This is a genomic window from Polycladomyces subterraneus (genome assembly GCF_030433435.1).
GTDB lineage: Bacteria > Bacillota > Bacilli > Thermoactinomycetales > JIR-001 > Polycladomyces > Polycladomyces subterraneus.
Genome location: NZ_JANRHH010000041.1, coordinates 66,390 through 88,115, shown reverse-complemented (window position 1 = coordinate 88,115; position 21,726 = coordinate 66,390). Strand labels below are relative to the sequence as shown.

General features: G+C 52.1%; 22 protein-coding genes and 12 tRNA genes. 30 read left to right on the top strand and 4 right to left on the bottom strand.

Features of this window, described 5'->3' with window-relative positions; translation table 11 throughout:
- On the bottom strand, positions 1-423 hold the full coding sequence (gene tnpA, locus NWF35_RS11960) for an IS200/IS605 family transposase (RefSeq protein WP_301239346.1): 423 nt from the start codon (positions 421-423) through the stop codon (positions 1-3).
- Between the two features lie 190 nt (positions 424-613).
- On the opposite strand from tnpA, the gene NWF35_RS11955 reads away from it, so the two are divergent.
- From NWF35_RS11955 to NWF35_RS11945, 3 genes are all read left to right on the top strand, one after another.
- Positions 614-3,079 carry a glucosidase family protein gene (locus NWF35_RS11955; protein ID WP_301239344.1) on the top strand — a complete coding sequence of 822 codons (2,466 nt, stop codon included), beginning with the start codon at positions 614-616 and terminating at the stop codon, positions 3,077-3,079.
- A 446-nt stretch (positions 3,080-3,525) separates the two neighbouring features.
- Positions 3,526-4,092, top strand: a complete 567-nt coding sequence (locus NWF35_RS11950) for a thioredoxin family protein (RefSeq protein WP_301239343.1) — start codon at positions 3,526-3,528, stop codon at positions 4,090-4,092.
- Positions 4,093-4,105: 13 nt separating this feature from the next.
- Complete coding sequence (locus tag NWF35_RS11945; protein WP_301239342.1) at positions 4,106-4,999, top strand: NAD(P)-dependent oxidoreductase; 894 nt, start codon at positions 4,106-4,108, stop codon at positions 4,997-4,999.
- Between the two features lie 102 nt (positions 5,000-5,101).
- On the opposite strand, the gene NWF35_RS11940 is transcribed toward NWF35_RS11945, so the two are convergent.
- Both NWF35_RS11940 and moaD read right to left on the bottom strand, forming a co-directional pair.
- The gene (locus NWF35_RS11940) at positions 5,102-6,130 is read right to left on the bottom strand and encodes a ThiF family adenylyltransferase (RefSeq protein ID WP_301239381.1); all 1,029 of its coding nucleotides are present in this window, start codon (positions 6,128-6,130) and stop codon (positions 5,102-5,104) included.
- Positions 6,130-6,867, bottom strand: a complete 738-nt coding sequence (moaD, locus tag NWF35_RS11935; protein WP_301239340.1) for a molybdopterin converting factor subunit 1 — start codon at positions 6,865-6,867, stop codon at positions 6,130-6,132. Before moaD ends, NWF35_RS11940 begins: the two co-directional genes overlap by 1 nt.
- Positions 6,868-7,038: 171 nt before the next feature.
- Between moaD and NWF35_RS11930 the strand changes: the two genes are divergently transcribed.
- The 16 genes from NWF35_RS11930 (at position 7,039) to NWF35_RS11855 (ending at position 15,011) form a co-directional block, all read left to right on the top strand.
- Positions 7,039-7,476, top strand: coding sequence for a hypothetical protein (locus NWF35_RS11930; RefSeq protein ID WP_301239338.1), 438 nt, complete (start codon positions 7,039-7,041; stop codon positions 7,474-7,476).
- A gap of 528 nt (positions 7,477-8,004) precedes the next feature.
- Positions 8,005-8,697, top strand: coding sequence for a Bax inhibitor-1/YccA family protein (locus NWF35_RS11925; RefSeq protein WP_301239337.1), 693 nt, complete (start codon positions 8,005-8,007; stop codon positions 8,695-8,697).
- 132 nt (positions 8,698-8,829) lie between these two features.
- Entirely contained in the window at positions 8,830-10,707 is a 1,878-nt protein-coding gene (locus tag NWF35_RS11920) for a molybdopterin biosynthesis protein (RefSeq protein WP_301239335.1), read from the top strand.
- A gap of 19 nt (positions 10,708-10,726) precedes the next feature.
- Positions 10,727-11,746, top strand: coding sequence for a GTP 3',8-cyclase MoaA (gene moaA, locus NWF35_RS11915; protein ID WP_301239334.1), 1,020 nt, complete (start codon positions 10,727-10,729; stop codon positions 11,744-11,746).
- A 14-nt stretch (positions 11,747-11,760) separates the two neighbouring features.
- Positions 11,761-12,240, top strand: a complete 480-nt coding sequence (moaC, locus tag NWF35_RS11910) for a cyclic pyranopterin monophosphate synthase MoaC (RefSeq protein ID WP_301239332.1) — start codon at positions 11,761-11,763, stop codon at positions 12,238-12,240.
- Positions 12,241-12,244: 4 nt separating this feature from the next.
- A complete protein-coding gene (locus NWF35_RS11905; protein ID WP_301239331.1) occupies positions 12,245-12,724 on the top strand; it encodes a MogA/MoaB family molybdenum cofactor biosynthesis protein in 480 nt (159 codons plus the stop codon).
- Between the two features lie 193 nt (positions 12,725-12,917).
- On the top strand, positions 12,918-13,403 hold the full coding sequence (locus tag NWF35_RS11900) for a molybdopterin-dependent oxidoreductase (protein WP_301239330.1): 486 nt from the start codon (positions 12,918-12,920) through the stop codon (positions 13,401-13,403).
- A 414-nt stretch (positions 13,404-13,817) separates the two neighbouring features.
- Positions 13,818-13,892 (top strand) — tRNA-Asn (locus NWF35_RS11895).
- Positions 13,893-13,901: 9 nt separating this feature from the next.
- Positions 13,902-13,994 (top strand) — tRNA-Ser (locus tag NWF35_RS11890).
- A 39-nt stretch (positions 13,995-14,033) separates the two neighbouring features.
- Positions 14,034-14,110 (top strand) — tRNA-Glu (locus NWF35_RS11885).
- Between the two features lie 4 nt (positions 14,111-14,114).
- Positions 14,115-14,189: transfer RNA gene (locus NWF35_RS11880), tRNA-Val, on the top strand.
- A gap of 28 nt (positions 14,190-14,217) precedes the next feature.
- A tRNA-Asp gene (locus tag NWF35_RS11875) sits at positions 14,218-14,294 on the top strand.
- An 8-nt stretch (positions 14,295-14,302) separates the two neighbouring features.
- A tRNA-His gene (locus NWF35_RS11870) sits at positions 14,303-14,378 on the top strand.
- A gap of 6 nt (positions 14,379-14,384) precedes the next feature.
- Positions 14,385-14,459 (top strand) — tRNA-Gln (locus NWF35_RS11865).
- A 4-nt stretch (positions 14,460-14,463) separates the two neighbouring features.
- A tRNA-Lys gene (locus NWF35_RS11860) sits at positions 14,464-14,539 on the top strand.
- Positions 14,540-14,711: 172 nt separating this feature from the next.
- The gene (locus NWF35_RS11855; protein ID WP_301239329.1) at positions 14,712-15,011 is read left to right on the top strand and encodes a hypothetical protein; all 300 of its coding nucleotides are present in this window, start codon (positions 14,712-14,714) and stop codon (positions 15,009-15,011) included.
- A gap of 9 nt (positions 15,012-15,020) precedes the next feature.
- Here the strand turns inward: NWF35_RS11855 and NWF35_RS11850 are convergent, their stop codons facing one another.
- Positions 15,021-15,803, bottom strand: a complete 783-nt coding sequence (locus NWF35_RS11850) for an alpha/beta fold hydrolase (protein ID WP_435873887.1) — start codon at positions 15,801-15,803, stop codon at positions 15,021-15,023.
- A gap of 298 nt (positions 15,804-16,101) precedes the next feature.
- On the opposite strand from NWF35_RS11850, the gene NWF35_RS11845 reads away from it, so the two are divergent.
- The 11 genes from NWF35_RS11845 to tsaB all read left to right on the top strand — a co-directional run bounded on the left by NWF35_RS11845 (position 16,102) and on the right by tsaB (position 21,721).
- Positions 16,102-16,224 (top strand): hypothetical protein, encoded by a 123-nt coding sequence (locus NWF35_RS11845; protein WP_301239328.1) that lies wholly within the window; start codon positions 16,102-16,104, stop codon positions 16,222-16,224.
- 948 nt (positions 16,225-17,172) lie between these two features.
- Positions 17,173-17,823 (top strand): PhoH family protein, encoded by a 651-nt coding sequence (locus NWF35_RS11840; RefSeq protein ID WP_301239327.1) that lies wholly within the window; start codon positions 17,173-17,175, stop codon positions 17,821-17,823.
- A 433-nt stretch (positions 17,824-18,256) separates the two neighbouring features.
- Positions 18,257-18,517 (top strand): hypothetical protein, encoded by a 261-nt coding sequence (locus NWF35_RS11835; protein WP_301239326.1) that lies wholly within the window; start codon positions 18,257-18,259, stop codon positions 18,515-18,517.
- A complete protein-coding gene (locus NWF35_RS11830) occupies positions 18,514-18,765 on the top strand; it encodes a hypothetical protein (RefSeq protein ID WP_301239325.1) in 252 nt (83 codons plus the stop codon). The genes NWF35_RS11835 and NWF35_RS11830 overlap by 4 nt, the downstream gene beginning before the upstream one ends.
- A gap of 318 nt (positions 18,766-19,083) precedes the next feature.
- A tRNA-Leu gene (locus tag NWF35_RS11825) sits at positions 19,084-19,167 on the top strand.
- A 15-nt stretch (positions 19,168-19,182) separates the two neighbouring features.
- Positions 19,183-19,269: transfer RNA gene (locus NWF35_RS11820), tRNA-Leu, on the top strand.
- 42 nt (positions 19,270-19,311) lie between these two features.
- A tRNA-Pro gene (locus tag NWF35_RS11815) sits at positions 19,312-19,388 on the top strand.
- Positions 19,389-19,417: 29 nt separating this feature from the next.
- A tRNA-Gly gene (locus NWF35_RS11810) sits at positions 19,418-19,491 on the top strand.
- Between the two features lie 69 nt (positions 19,492-19,560).
- Positions 19,561-20,553 (top strand): thiamine-phosphate kinase, encoded by a 993-nt coding sequence (gene thiL / locus NWF35_RS11805; protein ID WP_301239323.1) that lies wholly within the window; start codon positions 19,561-19,563, stop codon positions 20,551-20,553.
- 5 nt (positions 20,554-20,558) lie between these two features.
- Entirely contained in the window at positions 20,559-21,020 is a 462-nt protein-coding gene (tsaE, locus tag NWF35_RS11800) for a tRNA (adenosine(37)-N6)-threonylcarbamoyltransferase complex ATPase subunit type 1 TsaE (protein WP_301239321.1), read from the top strand.
- A complete protein-coding gene (gene tsaB, locus NWF35_RS11795; protein ID WP_301239319.1) occupies positions 21,017-21,721 on the top strand; it encodes a tRNA (adenosine(37)-N6)-threonylcarbamoyltransferase complex dimerization subunit type 1 TsaB in 705 nt (234 codons plus the stop codon). Before tsaE ends, tsaB begins: the two co-directional genes overlap by 4 nt.
- The last annotated feature ends 5 nt before the right edge of the window (positions 21,722-21,726 follow it).

Here is a 21,726-nt window from a genome sequence, read left to right as displayed (position 1 = left end):
TCATTCACCTCCTTCCTGTTTTGTTTTTTGTCCATCAATGTATCGCTGGTTGATTTCACTTGATACATGCCCAGCCGATCCAACATAGTAGCTGGGATTCCATAAATGGTCGTTACGAAGTATGTTCTTAAGTTCAGGATGTTTTGTAAAAAGGGTTCGAGCGGTAGATCCTTTCAGTACTTTTGCAATAATAGAAGGAGCTACCTTAGGAGGAGCAGACAAGAAAACATGTACATGATCATCCATTACTTCAAGAGCAATCAACTCATATCCGTGTTCTTGACATAATGCTTTTATTGCTTCTTTCAGTGTCTCATCCACTGGTGCTCGCAGAACCCTTCTACGATATTTGATAGACCATACGAAATGGTAATTAAGGCTATAAACTGCTGCTCCTGTTGACCTCCAAGATTTTTTTCTCATACCATTATGGTATACCTTATATCAAGAATTTTCAATCTTAAAGAGGCGAGGGGGTCCGTGTATCCCCTCAATGAATTGAGGGGGATTACTGCCCCCTCGCGCTCCCCCAATATCTAAATAGAGTGGTAGTTTCGTCACTCATTTTTTGAAAACGTTTTCAATTATCTTGGAGGGGGTGGATGATGTAGTGATGGACAGGTTTAAATGGAAGCGGGTGTTGTCGTTGGTATGTATCCTGGCATTGGCGTTCCCGGTGGCGGCGGTCGCTTCTCCCGCTCACAATGAGATGACTCGTTCCACGACGGAGAAGCTGGCCCTGAAACGATATGTAGCGGCCGGGGACCGGTCCTATGTGATCGGTTCCGAAGACGGTAACTTTCCGCCGATGGGTTGGCATATCCGCGGGGAGATGGGAGGCGTCTGGACCCATCCGATCAAATTGTTGGACGGATATTGGTTCGGTGTGGATGGACAATGGTTGCAGTCGGCGGAGCGTTACACTACCGAGCCCGGATCTGTGCGGATGGACTATCCTGTGGCCCGGGGCGTTAAAGTGACACGGACGGAATTTGCGCCGGACGGTTTGCCCGTGGTGATGGTGGGGTTGACGGTGCGGAATGTGTCCCGTGAGGACGCTGCCGTCCCGATCACCATGGATGTGCGAAGTGAACTGATGGGTGCTTATCCCTGGGGATGGAGCGAGCCGAACAGTGCCAAAGAGGCCAACGGGAAGGACATAGCCCGTTACGATGCAGACAACGGGCGTTTGATCTTCCAGGAGACAGGCAAGCCGTGGTTCGCGTTGGTACAAGGGATGTCCCAACCGGTGCAGGGACTTGTAGGGGATGACATTTGGGGTTCTGTCCCTGCACAAAAACGACAGGAATACCTAGAAAACGGCAACGGAACTGGAGGGCGACTAACCTGGACATTACGCGTGCCTGTAGGTAAAGAGGTCACCTTTTGGGTGGCGGTAGCCGGTTCGCACCATTCTCAGAAGGAAGCTGCACAAGCTTTGCAGCAGGCGCTGGCTCATCCACAGGCATTGCTTCAAAAGAAACGGGAAGACCGCAAAAGATTGCAAAGACAGACACAGGTGCGACTGCCCGACGCCAAACTGCAACAGGCATTTGAGTGGGGCAAATGGAACATGGCCGATTTGAGGAGAACGGTAACCGACATGCGGATCCGGGACGTGAAGGAGGGGAAAGCCGACCCAGATCAACCGCTGGGTGTTTTGTCGCAGGTGACTGGCATCGGTGCGGGATTTCCGGATTATCCGTGGTACTTCGGCACGGATGGCGCATACACGGCGTATGCCTTGGTGGTGTCCGGTCAGTGGGACACAGCGATCCAGCACCTTCGGACCATTCGTGACGTATCCCGTATCGTGAACGGCTCCACCGGAAAAGTCGTGCACGAAATCACGACGGATGGCTCTGTCTATTACGGTACCAACGAATCCAAGGGTAACACCAATGAGACGGCTCAGTTCGCCACTGCGGTAGACTTGGTGTGGCGATGGACAGGAAATGATGCATTTCGCGATGAAATGTACGATTTCGTCAAAGACGGCATGCACACGGTGATGTCGGAGCTGGACCAAGATGGGGACGGTTGGCCGGAAGGGCTAGGCATGGTGGAACGGTCGGGGATGGGGGCTGAGAAGTTGGATGTGGCCGTATACACCCACCAAGCTTTGCAAGCGCTTCAGCGCATGGCCGAGAGCAAGGGGGATCGGGCAACGGCCAACTGGGTACGGCAACAGGCGGAACGTCTCCAAGCGTCTTTTGAACAGGCGTGGTGGATGCCTGGTGAAGGACTATATGCGGATTCGCTGTGTAACCGAGGGGATGAAACAGCGGCTGAAGGAGTGAATAGGTGCAAGCAACCCGGCCAGCAACTGCAACAGCGACACTGGATCAACGCCACCCCGATGGAAACGGGGATCGCCTCGGTACCCAATGCGCTGACGGCGTTGGCGCGGTTGGAGTCTTCGGAATTCACGGGTCCGACCGGCTTGTATCACACCGGAGTGGGAGGAGGTCCTGACGGAAAAGGTGAACTGAAAGTCTGGAGCCTGCCCAACTCGGTTATGGCCGTGGCTGAAGCCAATTACGGTCGTTTGGGAGAAGGTAAGGCATTGAAATATATGGACCTCATCGCTTCGGAATTGGATGTGGAAATGCCAGGCGCACTGACGGAAATCGCCCCCAGCCCAGAATACGATCCGTTCGTCGATTTCCGAGAGCGGGCCATGTTCATGCAGGCTTGGTCGTCCTACGGTGTGCAGTGGTCAGTGATTCATCATTTTGCAGGTGTCCGGCCGGATATGCCTCTTCATCGCTTGGAGGTGGTGCCGGATGTTCCTGACTCGTGGCCGGGGTTATCCGTCAGCCGATTGCGTGTCGGAAATGGCTATATTAACGTCGAGGCGAACAAGTCTGACAAGATGTATACCACCCGAGTATCTGCTCCTGCGGGATGGGAATTGACCATCGGGCACACACTGCCCGCCGGTGCGCGTGTCCGGCAGGTATGGTTGGATGGAAAGCATGTTTCGAACTATGAAGTGGCGAACACACCGCGTGGTACTGAGGTGCACGTGCACACCCGGACGGGAAAACCGCATCTGTTAACGGTGATCGTAGAGTAACAGGGTGTCAGTTTTCAGGACAAGCATCTATTGTCGTCAAGAAACGGACCGGAGATGGATTACCGATTTCCGTGACTTGTCTATCCTGTGAAATGAAAGCTCCTCTTTCCCCCCTGTAAAGCAGGGGGTTTTTTGTTTGTAATCCACCTGTACATGGAAAAAGAAAGAGGAATGAAGAACCACTCGACAGCTTGTAATAAAATTTCAAAATTAAAAAATCCCTCGAAATGGATAAGGAATATCCGATTGACAATGTGTGACAAGTGGGAGCGATGGATTTTCATCTTTTGGTGTAATCTGTAACGATTGGGTATAATTTTGTATATTATTTGTAGTTTTTATATAAAAGCGTTATGATGATAGTTGTGAGGTTGCAACCGTTTCTAGCAGTTTAATCGGGAAACCGTTACAATGAAAGCAGAATACGGGAAAAGGAGGGCAGGCGCATGAAGCTTTTGGGGGGCTGGTTCGAAAAGGGCGTGACCTGGGATGAATATGTGAGTGGCATGCAAGTGAACAAAGAAAACATGCTGTACATATACGAACAATACCGCATGCCTGATGAAGATCGTTTGTTTTACCAGCAGCTGCGTCCTAGGCAATGGCGGGTGATTGCGCTCACGGCGGATTGGTGCGGAGATGCCATGTTGTGTAATGCGGTTTTGAAGCGGATTGCGGAGGTGGCCGGATTTGAGCTTTCCTTTCTGATCCGTGACGAGAATCTGGAGTTGATGGATCAATATTTGACCAACGGCAAGTCTCGCTCCATTCCTATCTATATTTTTATTGACAGAGAAGGACGGGAACGGGCGGTGTGGGGCCCACGCTCTCCGGAAGTACAACGGTTGGTGGATGAGATGAGAAGTCAGTTGCCAGACAAAGCGGATCCCCAGTTTGAGACAAAGCAAAAAGAAATGTTTCGCGGATTCAAGGAACGCATACTGACGGATCAGTCGTTGTGGGAGACGGTGAACCGCAGTATTCGGGCGCGGTTGGAAGAAGCCCTACGATAAGGAGGAGACTGGGATGCAATCTTTACGCGTCGGATTTATCGGGTTGGGGATTATGGGCAGGTCGATGGTTCGTAACATTCACCGCGCAGGTTTTCCGGTTACCGTATGGAACCGGACCGAACGAAAAATGGCGGAAGCGAGGGAATGGGGGGCGGAAACGGCTGATTCGCCCCGGGCCGTGGCAGAAGTGAGTGACGTGGTGATTACCTGTGTTGGCGACACGCCGGATGTGCGGGAAGTGGCAGAAGGACCAGAAGGGCTGTTGAATGGTGCCCGTGAAGGGTTGATCTGGGTGGACATGAGTACGATCGCACCGGAGGCAACCCGGGAGTTGGCTGCTCGTGCCGCGGAACAAGGCGTCCGCATGCTTGATGCCCCTGTCAGCGGAGGAGATATCGGTGCACGGGAAGGCACGCTGTCCATCATGGTCGGAGGAGACGCCGAGGTATTGGAAACGGTTCGCCCGGTATTGGAAGCGATGGGAAAAAACATTGTGCATTGCGGTCCCCATGGAGCTGGACAAACGGTTAAAGCGTGCAACCAGATTTTGTGCGGGCTCAATCTGTTGGCCGTGGTGGAGGCCTTGGCATTCGCCAAAAAAGCGGGTGTCGATCTGGAAAAGATGATTGAGGTGACCACGCAGGGAGCAGGAGGTTCCTGGGCCTTGGCCAATTTGGCGCCTCGAATTGTCAAGGGCGATCTGGACCCCGGCTTTTCGGTCCGTTTCCAGCAAAAAGATTTGCGCATCGTGCTTCAGGAGGCGGAACAGATGAACCTGCCGTTGGTGGGAACGGCGGTTGTGCAACAGTTGCTACGGTCGGTACAGGCTTATGGTGGGGATGATGACGGAACCCATGCACTGATTCGAGTGATGGAGCGGTTGGCCGGACTGGATTTTAGCCGATGAGAACGGAAAAAGACGTACTCGGTAAAACTGGATGACGCAGATAAAACTGATATGCATGAAGCAGACGGGAGCCGGATTGTTCTCCGGCTCCCTCAATCACGGTTACGCCCCGATATATTTGGCCACAACCGAGCGCGCCGTTGACGGATCTTGCGTTCCTTGGACCAAAATGCGCCCGTCCGGGAAAACAACCAATCGGTAAGGATCAATATCGGCCCGCAAAAGAAAGCGATTTTGCTCTACTCGTCCGATTGGTGCCAGCCGTTTCGCCAACTGTTCCAGATCCATCTGTTGGGGAGTGGATGGAGAGATCTGGACGGTGTCTCGTCCGCATAGGGAAACGGCTTGAGGTTCTTTGTCCGTTGGGTTCAGAAACTCCCAAATACCTTGGCCGCATGTCGGACAATCGGGTTTCCGGTTTTGGCTCACATCCATAGCGGTATCGTGATTGTACCAGCATTCAAAATGTCGTAGCCGTGTGTTCAGTGCGTGTTCGTCACGTACCAACAATTTGAGCGCTTCCGCTGCTTGATGGGCGGCCACGATGTGAATGATCGGACCGATCACACCGGCCGTATCGCATGTTTCCGTCGTTCCCGGAGCGGGAGGATCCGGAAACAGACAGCGAAGACAAGGCGTGATTCCCGGCCGGATTGTGAACACCATGCCCCGGGAGCTGACCGCGCCGCCGTAAATCCACGGGATGCCATGTTTGACACTGACATCGTTGATTAAAAACCGAACGGAGAAATTGTCAGTACCGTCCAATATCAGATCGATGTCGGACAGAAGTGTTTCGGCGTTTTGCCATGTCAAATCGGTGACGTGTGCTTCCAGTCGGACTCCCGAGTTGATGGCGCGCAGTTTCTGTTCTGCCGCCACCGCTTTGGGAAGGCCTTCTCTCGCATCTGATTCGTCATATAGCATTTGGCGTTGCAGGTTGCTGGGTTCGACAAAATCGCGGTCAATCAATCGGACGAATCCGACTCCTGCACGAACCATATGATTGGCCAGAGCGGAGCCGAGTGCACCCATGCCGACAATGGCGACACGTGCTTGTTGGAGTTTGTTTTGGCCTTCTTCTCCAATGGGAGCGAACAGGATTTGTCTGGAATATCGTACACGATCTATCACCGCGATTGCTCCTTCCCTGAGGACGGGTCGGCATCCGTTTCCGGCGAGGCCATCGGATTCCAAGGGCCTTGTTGGTGGCCAATCCATTCCGACCCGTCTTCCCATTTTTCTTTTTTCCAGATGGGCACGATGGCCTTGAGCCGTTCAATGGCATAGCGTCCGGCGGCGAAAGCCTCGTCTCGGTGCGGGGTGGCCACGGCGATGATCACGCTGATCTCTTCGATGTCCAGACGGCCTACCCGATGCGCCATGGCGACACGGGCGGATGGCCATCGTGTACTGATTTCTTCGGTGATTTGCTTCATTTTCTTGATGGCCATCGGCGCGTACGCTTCGTATTCCAAATGGACGGTTCGGCGACCGCGCGTAAACTCGCGTACCGTTCCCACAAAGGTCAAAACCGCCCCGGCATGTGGATTGGAGACCTTTTGTATCAGTAAGTCGGCAGACAGAGGCTCTTCCGTAATGATCAGATGATCATCCGCCTCTTCCCCGCCACTGACGGGCGGGATGATCGCAATTTCTGCCTCCGGAGGGATGGGCCGTTCCGGAGCGGCGTACTCGTGGTTGATGGATACAAACGATTGGCGAAGCAATGAAGCGGCATTCGGATATTGATTTGCAAGATGTGCCAACAAGTCACCGACAGTCGTATCATCAGGCAATTCCATTTCTAGCTGACGGGTGCCGATCTCCTCTGCGATCCCGGCGAACAATAGGATGGATATTTTCATCGTACTGGCGTACGCCTTCCCTCCCTGTAGAAAAGTATTGATGCGGGCATGTTGATCAAATCCCAGCACGCCTATACAGTGGCTTTGTCTCTAGCTTACTACGAGAAGTTCCCAGAATGAAACCGTCAGGTACAGGTAATGCAACCCTCATGATGGATAAGGGTGAAAAGGATGGTCAAAGAGCACGAGATCGCCTATTGGCTCTTTCAATTATTGGTCGAGGATTTGGAGAAGATGGACGAGGAAGAGCGCCTCGTCAAACGACTGGAAGTGTTGGATGAAACACTGGATATATTGCTGAAAAGTGGAGAAGGATTTACGGTCCGCGTTGAACGTACCGATTTGGATTGGAGACCGAAAGGAGAGTTGGAGATGGAAAACGCGTCATCCGCTGAAAACAATACCATCCAAATTTCCGTGGAGGACTGGGAAAATCTGTTGGAGGCATGTGAAGCCGTTTTGAACTTTTTGGAGTACGACCAACGCAAGATGCGGGACGTTCAGCAGGCTGCGCCGGATTTCCCGTGGGACAAGCGTGCGTACATGATCAACAAGTTGGCTGACCATTTACGCGAGGCATTGATTCGCATCGATGAGGATTTGGGATAATCCGGTTGAGATTGGTTTGGTATGGTGCGGATACAACAGGACAGTGGCCAAGCAATGATTCGGTAAGGGATCGTTTAGTTGAAGTTACTATCCCCATCGACCCACTTTTGTTGACCGATGGGGATAGGATTACTTGTCAATATCGAGAGTGGGTAAAGAAATACTTTCACCCCGAAAACGATTTTGCATTATCACGTATTTCAACCGAATGCAGAAGACCCTTGAAGAAAGTGACCTTCGTATATCGAATATCCGGGGGGAAACGAAAATCAATTCGTAGGTCACGATTTCTAGAAGCGCGATGATTGCACGGTTATTTAGTGCAGCAGTTTTCGTAGCCACTCTATATGAAGTCATTTTATTCAGTTCTTCCGTCTGATCTCCGGATAAATAGACTGTATGCTTGCAATCATAATTTTATATTGAAAGCTGGAATGAGGATGTGGAGTTGGAATCATTCCGGTTGATCATAAATGATTGATCGAATATACTGGAAAGTAGTAAGTCCAAAAATTGGAGGGGACACCATTGCATCCATACCACTACAATACCGGGACGAATGTGGCGGTCGCTCAACAGCGGTTTGTCATGAAGGTCTTCGGTTGGATGTTCGCCGGATTGTCGTTGACGGGAATCATTGGTCTCCTTTTGGCGGCCAATCCTGACGTATACTTATATTTTAAACAGAATCCGCTGACCTTCTACGGCATCCTGGGGGTGGAAATTCTCCTGTTGATCTTGTTGCCTTCGCTTTTGCACCGTATTTCCGCTTTCACAGCCACGTTCTTCTTCTTTTTGTATGCTGCGCTGAACGGTATCAATTTTTCGCTGATCATCGCCCCGTACACCGGTGTGGCGGTCGTCTACACCTTTTTTGTCACAGCCGGCATTTTCGGGATTTTCGCCTTGTATGGCTACCTGACCAAACGGGATTTGTCCAGTTTGGGCAACCTGCTGTTTTTCGCACTGATCGGATTGATCTTGGCGACGATCGCCAATATTTTCTTGGAAAGCAGCATCCTGGACAGCATCATTCTGTACGCGGGTGTCCTGATCTTCGTCGGCTTGACGGCGTACGACATCCAGCGCATCAAGCAAATGCCTATGGCCGGCAGTGACGAGGAAGTGACCAAAGCGGCCATTATCGGTGCGCTGACTTTGTACCTCGACTTTATTAACCTGTTTATTTATTTGTTGCGTTTGATCGGTGACCGGGATTAAGGAATGTCGCACCATCTGATTAACCATCTCTGGCCCCAAAGCGGGCCTTTTTTTATGAAAACAACGGAGCTCGACGCTGATGATGGGCAATGGTATAGTTATGTTAAGTTTTGATCAAGAGGTGAAGCGCCCTTGCGTCAAACGGAGTGGAAACTGGCCCCGTTGGACGAGGCGCGGGAACGTTTTTTGCGGGAGGTTCGCTTCTCCCCTTCCGTCGAATCGGTGCCCGTCCTTCAGGCGCATGATCGTGTAACAGCCAAGCCGGTGGTGGCCCGTCGGTCCGTTCCGGAATGGCCCTTGGCTGCGATGGACGGCGTTGCCGTTCGAGCGGAAATGACGGTGCAAGCCGCACCGGACAACCCGGTACGATTGTCCCTGGGTCGGGAAGCGGTATGGATTGACACGGGCGATCCGTTGCCCGATTTCGCTGATACGATCATCCCTGTTGAACAGATCGGGGTCGTGGATGAAAAGCAGGTGGAGGTTTTCAATCCCGTTCCATCGTGGAAGCATATACGGACAGTAGGGGAAGACGTATGCGCGGGAGAAACGATTCTTCCGCCTTGCCATCGGATTCGCCCGATTGATTTGGGCGTGATGCTGGCCGCCGGTGTGGAGAAAGTTTCGGTATGGCAACCCCCGCGCGTCGCCGTGATACCGACAGGCAATGAGTTGGTCATGCCCGGGCAGGCACCTGAGCGTGGGCAGATCGTGGAAAGTAACGGCACTGTGATATCGGGTTATCTGCGTGAGTGGGGAGCCATTCCGGATTATCGCGGCATCGTGCCCGATGAGCCGGATCACTTGATTCAGGCCGTACAGTCGTCTGTAAAAAAATGTGACATGGTTGTTCTCAATGCCGGGTCTTCTGCCGGTTCGGAAGATTATACCGTTTCCGTCATACGGAAATTGGGCCGCGTTGTTCAGCACGGTGTGGCGACTCGTCCAGGAAAACCGGTTATTCTCGGCATAGTGGAAGGGAAACCGGTGGTGGGTCTACCGGGTTATCCCGTCTCTTCCTACCTGGGTCTCCAATGGTTCGTCCGGCCGTTGATCGAAAAATGGTTCGGCATACCCATCGGGGGAGCAAATGAAATCCGTGTCCGATTGGGAGCGGACGTGGTTGTCAAAACGGGAGCGGAAGATTTTGTGCGTGTCGCTCTCGGAGAGGTTCGTGGTGAAATGGTGGCTTATCCCTTGGCCAAAGGGGCGGGAGTGGCTTCCTCGTTGTCTCGTGCGGACGGTTGGCTTCGCGTACCGACCGACCACCATGGGTGGAAAGCCGGCGAGCGCGTAACCGTGGAGCTGATCCGTCCCCGTGGATCATGGGAGAACCGGCTGTTGGTAGCCGGTGAGCCTGATGTGGGGCTGGATGTGCTGGCAGGGCAAATCGCGTCTCAAATCCCTGGTAGCACCCTGTTGCCTTTGCCGATGGGGCAGGAGGAAGGTTGGCGTTTGTTGCGGGAAGGTCGCTGTCATCTCGTGTTGTTGGCTGGCGACATCTCCGTCACGGGGGAAGCGGAAACGAAAGACGCATCATGCGTGCGCATCCATGGTTGGAGCCGAGTGCGCGGGTGGATGATGCGATCTGATCCTGGCCATCAGTCCATTGCCGAATGGTTGAGGCGGGGAGCTCAATTGCTGATCCATCCCTGCGGCACCCGTTCCCGGCAATGGTTGGAGGCACAGTTGGCCGATTGGGGGATCATACCGGAAGATATGCGGGGATGTAATCGAGTGGCGGCGAATGACCGGCAGATTGCCGCTGCCATCGCTGCGGGGTCTGCGGATATCGGCATTGGATGTCCGGCAGTGGCGCGCGAATTCGGTTTGCTCTTTGTTCCTGCGTGGGAAGAGGATGTCCAATTTGTCGTGCCGAAGGATTGGCTACGGTCATCGATGGGGCGTTTGTTGATGGAGGCGTTGCAGTCCTGTTCTTTCCGTATGTGTTTGGAAATGCTGGGTGGTTATCGGTGCGGGAAGAGTGGGGAAAAGATCGGTAGCTTGTGATCGAAAGGGTGGAAGGAAAATGCCCGAACAATTGAGCCGTCCGCTGGACCGGTATCAGCGGCCACTTCGCGATTTGCGCGTGTCGGTGACCGATCGGTGCAATTTCCGTTGTACGTATTGCATGCCGAAAGAAGTGTTTGGACCGGATTACCCGTTTCTTCCGAGAGAGGCATTGTTGACGTTTGAAGAAATGGTTCGCTTGGTTCGTCTGTTCGCTTCGCTCGGAGTGAGTAAAGTTCGGATCACGGGAGGCGAACCGCTGCTCCGTCGCGATTTGCCCGATTTGATTCGGATGCTGAATGAAGTGGATGGCATTGAAGATATCGCATTAACGACCAACGGTGTGTTGATCCCCCGATACGCGGCCGCTTTAAAACAGGCGGGACTGCAACGGATCAACGTCAGCCTCGACGCGATCCATGATGAGGTGTTTCACCGGATGAACGGCGGGGCTGCCAGCGTCCGGCAGGTGCTGGACGGCATCGAGGCTGCTGCAGACGCAGGGCTGGGCGTCAAGGTGAATATGGTCGTGCAAAGAGACGTCAACGACGGAGAAATCGTGCCGATGGCCCGCCATTTTCGCGGAACTGGTCATATCGTGCGCTTTATCGAATACATGGATGTGGGAAACACCAATGGATGGCGCTGGGATCAAGTGGTATCCAAACGGGAAATATTGGAACGGATACACTGTGAGATGCCGTTGGAGCCTCTTCCGTCCCGCTATTACGGGGAAGTGGCCGATCGATACCGATACGTTGGGACTGATGAGGAGATCGGCGTGATTTCTTCCGTGACGGATGCGTTTTGCGGAACATGCACGCGGGCGAGACTATCGGCTGACGGCCAGCTGTTCACATGCCTGTTTGCCGAAAAGGGGCACGACCTGCGCTCCTTGTTGAGAGGGGGCGCTTCGGATGAAGAGATACGCCGATGGATCACAGAGATTTGGCGAAACCGCACTGACCGATATTCGGAAGAACGGGGCCAAGCAACGAAACGGAAAAAGAAAGTGGAGATGTCCTATATCGGTGGGTAAGGAGTGACGATGGCGTGGAGAAGTTGACGCACATCAACGAACAAGGACGGGCCAAAATGGTGGATGTTTCCGGAAAGCCAGTGACGCGGCGAGTCGCTGTGGCGCGGGCGCGCGTGTGCATGAAGCCGGAGACATTAAGTCGTATTCGTCTGGGGAATATGGAAAAAGGAGACGTGTTGGCCGTGGCACAGGTGGCGGGAATCATGGCTGCCAAAAAAACTTCGGAACTGATTCCCATGTGTCATCCGATCCCTCTCCGCGGCGTCGACCTCCGTTTTTCCGAGGAAGGGGATTCTACACTCGTCATTGAAGCGGAAGTGAAAACCGACAGCGTCACCGGAGTGGAGATGGAGGCGCTCACGGCGGTCAGCGTAGCTGCTTTAACCGTTTACGACATGTGCAAAGCCATTGATAAGGAGATCACCGTGGAACAGACTTGCCTGATTCGTAAAACTGGGGGCAAAAGTGGCGACTTTATCCGGAAGGGAGAGTGAACACATGTGGCGCGTAGGAATTCTGACCATCAGTGACAAAGGGGCGCGCGGCGAGCGAGAGGACCGGAGCGGGCAAGTGCTTCGCGAGCTGGTGCGGCGCATCGACGGAGAAGTGGAAGCATATGAAATCATCCCGGATGAAATCGATGCCATCCGCGAGTCGTTGATCCATTTGACAGATGAGAAAAAACTGGACCTGGTGTTGACCACGGGCGGAACAGGGCTCGGCCCCAGAGACGTGACGCCTGAGGCGACGTTGTCCGTCATCCGACGTCAGGTGCCCGGATTGGCGGAGACCATGCGCGCCGCCACAATTGCCAAGACACGGTTTGCGATGTTGTCCCGGGCCGTGGCAGGAACACGGGGACAAACCCTGATTCTCAATTTGCCTGGCAGTCCCAAAGGCGCAGCAGAATGTTTGGAGGCGGTGTTGGACGTATTGCCGCATGCTCTGGACCTCTTGAAAGGTCAGACGGAGCACTAGAGCAGGTCTGATCCATCATAATTGATTCGTGTGAACCTTTTTCCCTCTCTCTTCTGTAACGCGCATACTCGATGGTCACGTGAAGGTTTTTGGCCACCCTTCTCTCATAGGTCAATGCAGGTGATCCCGTCAGGCGGCAATACTGACCATTCATCCCCAACCGGGGATAAAAAGAAAGAGAGGAGCGGAATGGATGCGTTCATCGTGGACGATCGAAGTGGACGGTACGGTTCTCAAACCGGCTGCTTTTTCTTACGAGGAATTCCGACGGATGGACGATGAAACGGTTGAACCGGAAAAATGGGTACCGGGTGTAAAAGGGAACGCATTACGGTTGTGGGTTTTGCTCAGGCGTGTGGGATTGCGGGTTGACACCACCCACCTGCGCTTTTTGGGTGCCGATGATTTTCAGGCTGAAATTCCCGTCAGTGACCTGCAGGATGCGTTTTTGCTGTATCGTCAAAACGGCCGCCCGCTGAAAAAGGGGTATCCTGTTCGGTTGTATGTACCGCAAGGGGACAGCAACTGTCTGAACGTCAAATCGATTGTCCGAGTGGAAGCGGTGGCGTATAACGGGGCAGACGCGCAAAAACCCGCCTCCTTCGGATTTCGTAACATCATCCGACCGGAAGAGCTGTTGCGACCGGAATTATCCGGATTGGCTCTCAAGCGGCGCTAATGTCATTTGCAGGCTTAAGGGAGAAGTGGCCGATTTCCCACGAGCGATCTCTCTGTTGCTACAGAGCTCAGTCGGGAAATTGGACCCACGATTGATGGAAAATAGGCCATGGGTTCGTCCGACGATGGTTGGACAGCAGAAATGTGGGTCCATTCGGCTTCGTTGCCAAATAGGAAGCGGAATTCAGCCGATCTGTTTGTGGATGCGGGAAAAAGGTAGAATTTCCTTTTAATGGTTTATTTTTTGGGCTGAAAAAATGTATTTCCCCTATTGACATCGATTCGATGTCTGTGCTAATTTATATATCGTCTCAGCGACACCAGTCAAACGGAGACAGCCAAAGAGAAAAATTAAAAGAACCACTTGCAAATGTGATCTCAATCCAGTATAATAATAGATGTCGCTTCGAAACGATCCTCAGTAGCTCAATGGTAGAGCGCCCGGCTGTTAACCGGTAGGTTGCAGGTTCGAGTCCTGCCTGAGGAGCCATCTTTTCCTGGAGAGATACTCAAGTGGCCGAAGAGGACGGTTTGCTAAACCGTTAGGGGGTCAAATGGCCCCGCGCGGGTTCGAATCCCGCTCTCTCCGCCAGAAGGCCTTCAAAGTGGCCAAGCCCAGAAAATGACACGTGGCCCGTTGGTGAAGTGGTTTAACACACCAGCCTTTCACGCTGGCATGCAGGGGTTCGAATCCCCTACGGGTCACCAATACGGACGGTTAGCTCAGCGGGAGAGCACCTGCTTCACACGCAGGGGGTCGGCGGTTCGATCCCGTCACCGTCCACCAAATACGGGGAATACTCCCCTTCCTACGCGGAGCTGTGGTGAAGTTGGAGTTCACGCCGGCCTGTCACGCCGGAGGTCGCGGGTTCGAGTCCCGTCAGCTCCGCCATTATTATGGCGGCCATGGCGAAGTGGTTAACGCACCGGATTGTGGCTCCGGCATTCGTGGGTTCGATTCCCACTGGTCGCCCCATAATACTGGGGAGTAGCCAAGTGGTAAGGCAACGGACTTTGACTCCGTGATGCGTAGGTTCGATCCCTACCTCCCCAGCCATTGCGAGCCATTAGCTCAGTTGGTAGAGCACCTGACTTTTAATCAGGGTGTCCCAGGTTCGAGTCCTGGATGGCTCACCACATCATAACGATATCAATCAGCGGCGTTTTTCCCCTCATAGGCCGGTTGGTGCCGGTTGGATGACAGCCGGTCGCCTCCGGATTACTATGCGGGTGGACGGAATATACGCATAAAATTGAAATAACGCGCCTCTCAGCCGACAAAAGTGCGGTGAAGGGAGGCGCTTTTATTATGGCACGAAGACGAAATATGATTCATGTTTTGGCGCAGAATAGCTTGAATGTGAAGCAGAAGAGGAAACGATCAAATATTTATTACCAAACGGCGCTGAAGGAATTGCGCAAGCGATGTAATGACTGGCGCCCTGGCGACATTACGATAGCGGACATTGAGAATTGTATTTTGGCGAAGAAGGAAAGCGGACTTAAGGTTTCGGGAATCAATATGTACATCAGGCGTGGCGGGTGTTTTTCCGCTTTTTACATGAAGAGGGTTTTTGCTTCTGTTGAACGATTGATTCCCGTTAGCTGAAGAGAACGATCAGCCAATAAATTGTATCAATAGCTGGTTAAACTTGTCGCGTTCTTCCCAGAAGGGGCCATGACCGCTGTATTGAAATGGGACAAGCTGTGAATTTCTTATTTTTTGATTTAGTTCCTGAGCTTGTGCAAATGGAATCACTTTGTCGTGAATGCCGTGAATGATTAAAGTAGGGACAAATATTTTTTGTAGATCATCATCAAGCCTCACATCTCTTAGTAAAATTATGATTGCTGCGGTTGACCAACCTGCTGCTTGTAATCCCAATTGAAAAAACCAGTCTGAGAATGGGACGGTTATATACTGAAAGAAAAAGGTGTCTATTACTCCCCGCATCATCTTAGGTCGGTCATTTAATGCTTCAGTAAGAAGTTTATTAGCAGTTTCTTTTGTAAAGCCTATGGGAGCTGCAGCGTCTATAAGGACAAGTTTGGATACTCCGTAACCGTTGTATCGGGCCATATAATGTATCGCAATCGCTCCACCTGTGGAGTGACCCACAAGTGTGAAGTTCTTTAATTGAAGTGCACCAACTACAGTGCGGATATCATCTGCCAATCGGTCATAATTGTAGCCACTCATTGGTTTATCCGACTTACCGAATCCTCTCCAGTCAATTCCTATACAGCGGTATCCCATTGCGGGAAGAACATCAAACTGATACTCAAACTGTTCATGGCTTAACGGCCAACCATGTATAAACACGATGGTCTTGCTGCCCCCGGGGTTTATATCTTCCACATATATACTTACGTCTGGTTCTACATTAACAAAGTATCCCACGCCGATTCCTCCGTTTAATGAAAGTGGCATCAACAATAAAATACTCACCTAGGGAAACGTAGGTGAGTATCTGTTCTTTGTTTGTAAGCGATGTCGGCTGCGCGCGAAGGCCCCGCCAGAGTTAAATTCGATTTAGCAGACATATTTTTAGCTACCTCAACATTTGCGTTCACGATTTTTCCTGAAGTCCCGCGGGAGTTCGTTTAATTTGGACTTAACATGCATGCATACGCCGTTTCTACAGTACGGATCAATGAATAGTTTAAAGGCGAAGTCTATATGGTAGGGGAGGTTTATGATGAGCGGATTCGGATTTGGTGGTTTCCCTTTTTTTGGTTTCGGATTGCGTCGCTTGTTAATTTTCCTGTTGGTAATCGTAGTATTAATTTTTGTTATTCCCTTCTTTTTCTTCCTTTTTTGATCTTTTAATGAGATGAAAGGGAAGAAGCCCTTCGCAACTTTCGATGCTAAGGAGTGGGTTCGTCACAACCGGTTAAGCGTCGCGAAAATGTACTTCATGAACGGCGGCATACGTGTTTAGTCTGCAAAAATTACTCGCACATACGAGGTTGGAAATGTGTCAGCCATACGTTAGCCTGTTCGGAACTGACCTCGACAACATCACAGCAATTACTCTCGGCTTGAGCGCCTTTAATGGCGCTTTTTATTTTGCGCTGTTCCCCCGTTAAGTCAAATCTGAGCGCCTAACGCCCAGGCTGATCGGCGGCAACAGGATCAACTGTTTTTGTTCGGGATGATGTTTGCTCCACGTAATTCCTTCAGCACCGCAGATCGTATTCAAAATTGATGTTCAACTTTACGCGGAAGCCGCCCGTAAGCGCCGATGGCGGTAGACGGCATAAACCCATGTTTTGAGATTTTGCTCGCATCTTTCGGAGTGTGTAATCGACGGTAAACCTGACACAATTCGTAAAGGCGTGTTTAATCTTGCTGCCGCAATCGATGCACAAAAATGGAGCGCTATGACCCTCGCGGAACTGGAACTCCCGCACTGGAACGCGGTACAACAGCGAAACAGTTTTCTCGGTATGTCTTTCACGGGTGTAAAAAGATACGTTCGCATTAGCTCCTGAGATGAGAAGGGGAAGGTACGCGTTCAAGATAGAGGATGGACCAGAGCGAAAATGCTTCCAGAACATATACTGTACTACTTACGTTAATCGGCACGAGAAAAACCCAATACGCAAAAGAACCCGGTGTGAAATAATGAGCGTTTGGCCTTCGATTACAATCGTATTCATACTTGGAGCCGTGGGATACGATCTCACGGCTTTTATCGTAGCAGTTGCGGAATTCATTCGCGTCATGATCGCTTGCTCTCATAAATCAACGCAAAGGGGCGCTATAGATGCCACTTCCCCGCGGAAATATGTTTTTCGGACTAGGACCGAAATTAACCGATGAGCAGCGGAAATATGTCGATAGCATTTTCGATTATCAATTAACAATCGTGAATGCAAAAGCAGGCACGGGTAAAACAACGCTGGCGGTCGGGGCTGCTAAGCTAATCGGTAAGCCACTTCTTTATATATTCAATCCGACAGAAGAGCATGTCATGGGACATCGACCGGGAACGCAAGCAGAGAAAGAGGCAGCGTATTTAGGTCCGCTTTTAGATGCGTTACTTAAGATCGGGGAAGATCCGTATACAGCGCTTTATGATCCCAGGAACGTAGATGCACTAAAACAAGGGAGAGTTTGGGTGACGGCGGTTTCCCACACGTTCTTCCGCGGTACAAACATCCAGGATAAGACGATCATTATCGATGAAGCACAAAATTTCACGAAGCACGACCTTAAAAAGGTACTTACGCGAATCCACGATTCTTGTACCGTTGTGATGGTCGGTCACGCCGGACAATGTGATCTACCGAATCCGAAACACTCTGGTTTCGCACCTTACATCGAACATTTTCGCGATAAGGATTACTGTAATATCGTCGAGTTAACGAAGAACTTCCGCGGTCGATTGGCGCAGGATGCCGACGAAATCGAATAGGGAGTAATGTGATGAATATCCGTACTCGACCCCCATTCTATTTATTGTTTGTATTACACCGAGTGGCGAGCCTTATTATCCCATTATGTATTAGGCGATACACTGAAAAAATTCACAAAGGAAGAGATTATTGTCTATACTTTGCATGCAATTACTAAAATATCGTAATTTAACCCTTTGGATTTATTAGACACGTCCTGGAGGAGCGGATCGATGGAGCGCCCGAATGAATAGCGTATCAGATTCGCGGCGGTACATGGTAATTGGCGGATTGGGTTCATTGATCAACTTTATCGATACCGGAACTCTTTCCGAAAAGAATGATAACATATAAATAAAAGAGAAAATCACGCGTCAGGCGGTGCGGAAATCGTCTGGCGCGTTTTTTAACGATTGGAGGCGGGCCGAAACTGATTAGCGAGGAGGATTCGAAATGAAACGGATTGGTTTAGCGCACGCAGTCGCACAACCGATTAAGGAATACGGATTAGGAATCGCGGATATGTCCTTTTTAGAAAACGTCAACGGGCTGGCGCAGGTCGTTCTACACTACGCGCGCGGGGGAGATATTGATATAATGGATGCGCTGCGTGCCATTCGCGAGCATGCGGGCGGCTTCCCTCTCGAAAGCGTCGCGTACGCGCGCCCGAATGAGATTACACTAAGCTTTCGCAAGAGTGGCGGGGAGGAATGACGGATCCAGGCGATGTCGCTCGCGGTCGGTCATTTCCCCTGCACTACATCCGCTTCTGTCCCGCAAAATGGCGGAATGAGCCGATCATCAAACTGCGCGAGAGGGAAATCTGTCCCAACGCCGCTTTCGAAAAAGACGACTGGCATTTGGCAGGCGTAAATCGTTTCGGGCGGCGCAGTCGAAGGCATGCACGTGTACCCCATGCCTGCGGGAGAAAAACTCGACTTCTCCGCAGCCAAAAAGGGTGAATTCTCGACCGGTGAAATTTTCATCGGTGATGGTTCGCGAACAGATTCCGATTTGAAGAAATGACACGATGCATTCTCGAGAAAATCTCACTAAAAAATCGCTTAAAAAAGATTCCTAATAGACGGAATAGAAAATCATCAAAAAAGGGACTTGACTTGTTTTCTGCGAGAGTGTATTATATGACTTGTCGCTGATGAGGCGCGCGAAATTTAACAAAAGCGCATAGCCTATCGGCAAGCCTTACGGTAAGCCTAAGCGATCTAGTGCGGAGTACCGAAAAAGTGCGTAGACAACTGGCGAAAACCCTTGCTATACGGGCGGGTGTGGCGGAATTGGCAGACGCACTAGACTTAGGATCTAGCGCCTCTGGCGTGGGGGTTCGAGTCCCTCCACCCGCACCAAGCGGATGAAAACATGCGGTCGTGGTGGAACTGGCAGACACGCTATCTTGAGGGGGTAGTGGCCGTAAGGCCGTGCGAGTTCGAGTCTCGCCGACCGCACCAGTTTTGAAAAATCGCCAGTTGATGCAATAGATTTTATTGTTCCGGGGTGTGGCTCAGCTTGGTAGAGCGCCTCGTTCGGGACGAGGAGGTCGCAGGTTCAAATCCTGTCACCCCGACCATTCCCTTACTTCAGGAAAATTGATGAAATGCGGGTGTAGTTCAGTGGTAGAACACCGGCCTTCCAAGCCGGATGCGTGGGTTCGATTCCCATCACCCGCTCCAAAACAACGACCGTGGCGATTGGCTGCGGTCGTGTTTCTTTTATTTGCGGAATGATCGGAGGGCTCTCCATTGCGGGACGAATTTGCCTTGATACGCTTGTTGACGCAATATCGACCGTCCTCTCCGCCATCCGTTGAGGTGGATGTGGGTGACGATGCCGCTGTTGTCCATCCTCTGAATCGTTCCCTTGTCATCACTTCAGACACCATGATCGAAACCGTTCATTTCTTGCCGGAGACCATGCAACCCGCGGATATCGGTTGGAAGCTGGCGGCGGCCAACATCAGCGATATCGCGGCGATGGGCGGATTGCCACGTTACGGTGTCGTTTCTTTAGCTGTTCCCCGTCATTGGGAGACAAATGCGCTGGTTGATTTGTACCGAGGGATGTATGATTTGGCAGATCGGTTTGGTTTGGTGATAGTCGGAGGAGACACGGTGAAGGCACCGCATGATTTGACCGTCACTTTGACGGTGATTGGAGAGGTGGAGGGCGGACAAGCCCTGAAACGATCCGCAGCCCGTGAGGGTGATGTGGTGTTTCTGACGGGTACTGTGGGGGATTCGAGCGCGGGTTTGCATGTGCTGCTGAACGGAAACGATGGGACCAAGAAGCGGTTTGCCGACTTGATCCGTGCCCATCGCCGTCCCATTCCTCAGGTGGCTGCCGGCCGTTTGTTGTCGTCTTTGGGTGCGGGGGCAGCGGCCAATGACATTAGTGATGGATTGGCACAAGAATGTTGGGAGATCGCCGAAGCGAGTGGCGTTCGCATCGTGTTGGAAAAAGATAAAATCCCCTTGTCCGATGCGTTAATCGACTATGCCAGCCAAACAGGTTATGATCCGTATGAGTGGGCCCTGTACGGAGGGGAAGACTTTCAACTGGTGGGATGTGTACCGGAAGCAGTGTTTGCGCGGTTGGAACAAACGGCGCATAATGAAGGTGTGAACCTGTATCGAATCGGTTGGACGGAACGGGGCAAACCTGCGGTTGAATGGAAGACGGATCAAGGCAGGACCGTACTGGAACGCCGGGGATATAACCACTTCACAGACGGGTGATGGACATGCATGAACCTTGTCGCTGGATCGTCAAAACGGAACAGGAGACGAGGGAGCTGGGCCGACGCTTGGCCTCGCTGCTTCAGCCCGGTGACGTGTTGGCGCTGGAGGGGGATCTGGGTGCGGGAAAAACGACATTCACCCAAGGTGTGGCCAAAGGTTTGGGGATCGAAGCGTACATCGACAGTCCCACATTCACCCTGATCAAGGAATATCACGGGCGCCTTCCACTGTATCACATGGATGTGTATCGGTTGGAGGGAGCAGATGAGGATCTGGGATGGGACGAGTATTTTTACGGTGACGGTGTCACGCTGGTGGAATGGGCGAGCCGTATCAAACCACTGATGCCGGCGGAGACCGTCTGGTTCACGTTTCATGTGCTGTCCACTGGTGAACGGGAAATCCGCCTTCATTTGCGTAACGCCCGTGCCAGGCGGATATGTGAGGAGCTGAGCGGAATATGAAAATCCTGGCGATGGATACGTCCACATTGGTGATGGGCGTAGCTGTCTTGGAGGAAAATCGCGTACTCGGAGAATTGACAACCAATATGCATCGAAATCACTCTGTCCGTTTGATGCCCGCGATTGACCGCTTGTTACGGGAGTTGGCGCTTTCGGTGGATGATTTGGATGCGGTGGCGGTGGCGCAAGGGCCGGGCTCGTACACCGGGGTGAGAATTGGTGTTACGACGGCAAAAACAATTGCTTGGAGCCGGCAGTTACCGCTGATCGGGGTTTCCAGTTTGGCTGTATTGGCGATGAATGGTCGCCATTTTGACGGTGGGATCGTCCCGTTGTTTGATGCCAGACGCAAACGCGCCTATACGGGACTGTATCAACGGACCGATGACGGTCTCGTGCAGACCGCCCGGGAGGAGCGAGTCGTACCGGTCGATGAGTGGCTGAGCGAACTATCGGGCTTGGGGCCGATGCTGTTTCTCGGGGACGATGTGGACCATTTTCGTGAACAGATCGAGGCCTCCCTCGGGAACCAAGCGGTATTCGGCTATCCGCCGGAAAACGTGCCACGGGCATCCATGCTGGGGCAGTTGGCCTATGCCCGCTGGCAACGAGGCGAGGTGGCTGATGAGGCGTTTGCGCCCAATTATCTGCAGAAGACCGAAGCGGAAGTCAAATGGTCGGCTCGGCAACAAACGGAGTGAACTGC

Bases quoted from the DNA above. Each gene is read 5' to 3' on its own strand.
- tnpA (WP_301239346.1), bottom strand. From the start codon at position 423: ATGAGAAAAAAATCTTGGAGGTCAACAGGAGCAGCAGTTTATAGCCTT.
- NWF35_RS11845 (WP_301239328.1), top strand. From the start codon at position 16,102: ATGAGCGGATTCGGATTTGGTGGTTTCCCTTTTTTTGGTTTCGGATTG.
- NWF35_RS11945 (WP_301239342.1), top strand. From the start codon at position 4,106: ATGCAATCTTTACGCGTCGGATTTATCGGGTTGGGGATTATGGGCAGG.
- NWF35_RS11955 (WP_301239344.1), top strand. From the start codon at position 614: ATGGACAGGTTTAAATGGAAGCGGGTGTTGTCGTTGGTATGTATCCTG.
- tsaE (WP_301239321.1), top strand. From the start codon at position 20,559: ATGCATGAACCTTGTCGCTGGATCGTCAAAACGGAACAGGAGACGAGG.
- NWF35_RS11830 (WP_301239325.1), top strand. From the start codon at position 18,514: ATGACGGATCCAGGCGATGTCGCTCGCGGTCGGTCATTTCCCCTGCAC.
- NWF35_RS11900 (WP_301239330.1), top strand. From the start codon at position 12,918: ATGCGTTCATCGTGGACGATCGAAGTGGACGGTACGGTTCTCAAACCG.
- tsaB (WP_301239319.1), top strand. From the start codon at position 21,017: ATGAAAATCCTGGCGATGGATACGTCCACATTGGTGATGGGCGTAGCT.
- NWF35_RS11840 (WP_301239327.1), top strand. From the start codon at position 17,173: ATGCCACTTCCCCGCGGAAATATGTTTTTCGGACTAGGACCGAAATTA.
- moaD (WP_301239340.1), bottom strand. From the start codon at position 6,867: ATGAAAATATCCATCCTATTGTTCGCCGGGATCGCAGAGGAGATCGGC.
- moaA (WP_301239334.1), top strand. From the start codon at position 10,727: ATGCCCGAACAATTGAGCCGTCCGCTGGACCGGTATCAGCGGCCACTT.
- NWF35_RS11855 (WP_301239329.1), top strand. From the start codon at position 14,712: ATGGCACGAAGACGAAATATGATTCATGTTTTGGCGCAGAATAGCTTG.
- NWF35_RS11835 (WP_301239326.1), top strand. From the start codon at position 18,257: ATGAAACGGATTGGTTTAGCGCACGCAGTCGCACAACCGATTAAGGAA.
- NWF35_RS11930 (WP_301239338.1), top strand. From the start codon at position 7,039: ATGGTCAAAGAGCACGAGATCGCCTATTGGCTCTTTCAATTATTGGTC.
- NWF35_RS11950 (WP_301239343.1), top strand. From the start codon at position 3,526: ATGAAGCTTTTGGGGGGCTGGTTCGAAAAGGGCGTGACCTGGGATGAA.
- NWF35_RS11905 (WP_301239331.1), top strand. From the start codon at position 12,245: ATGTGGCGCGTAGGAATTCTGACCATCAGTGACAAAGGGGCGCGCGGC.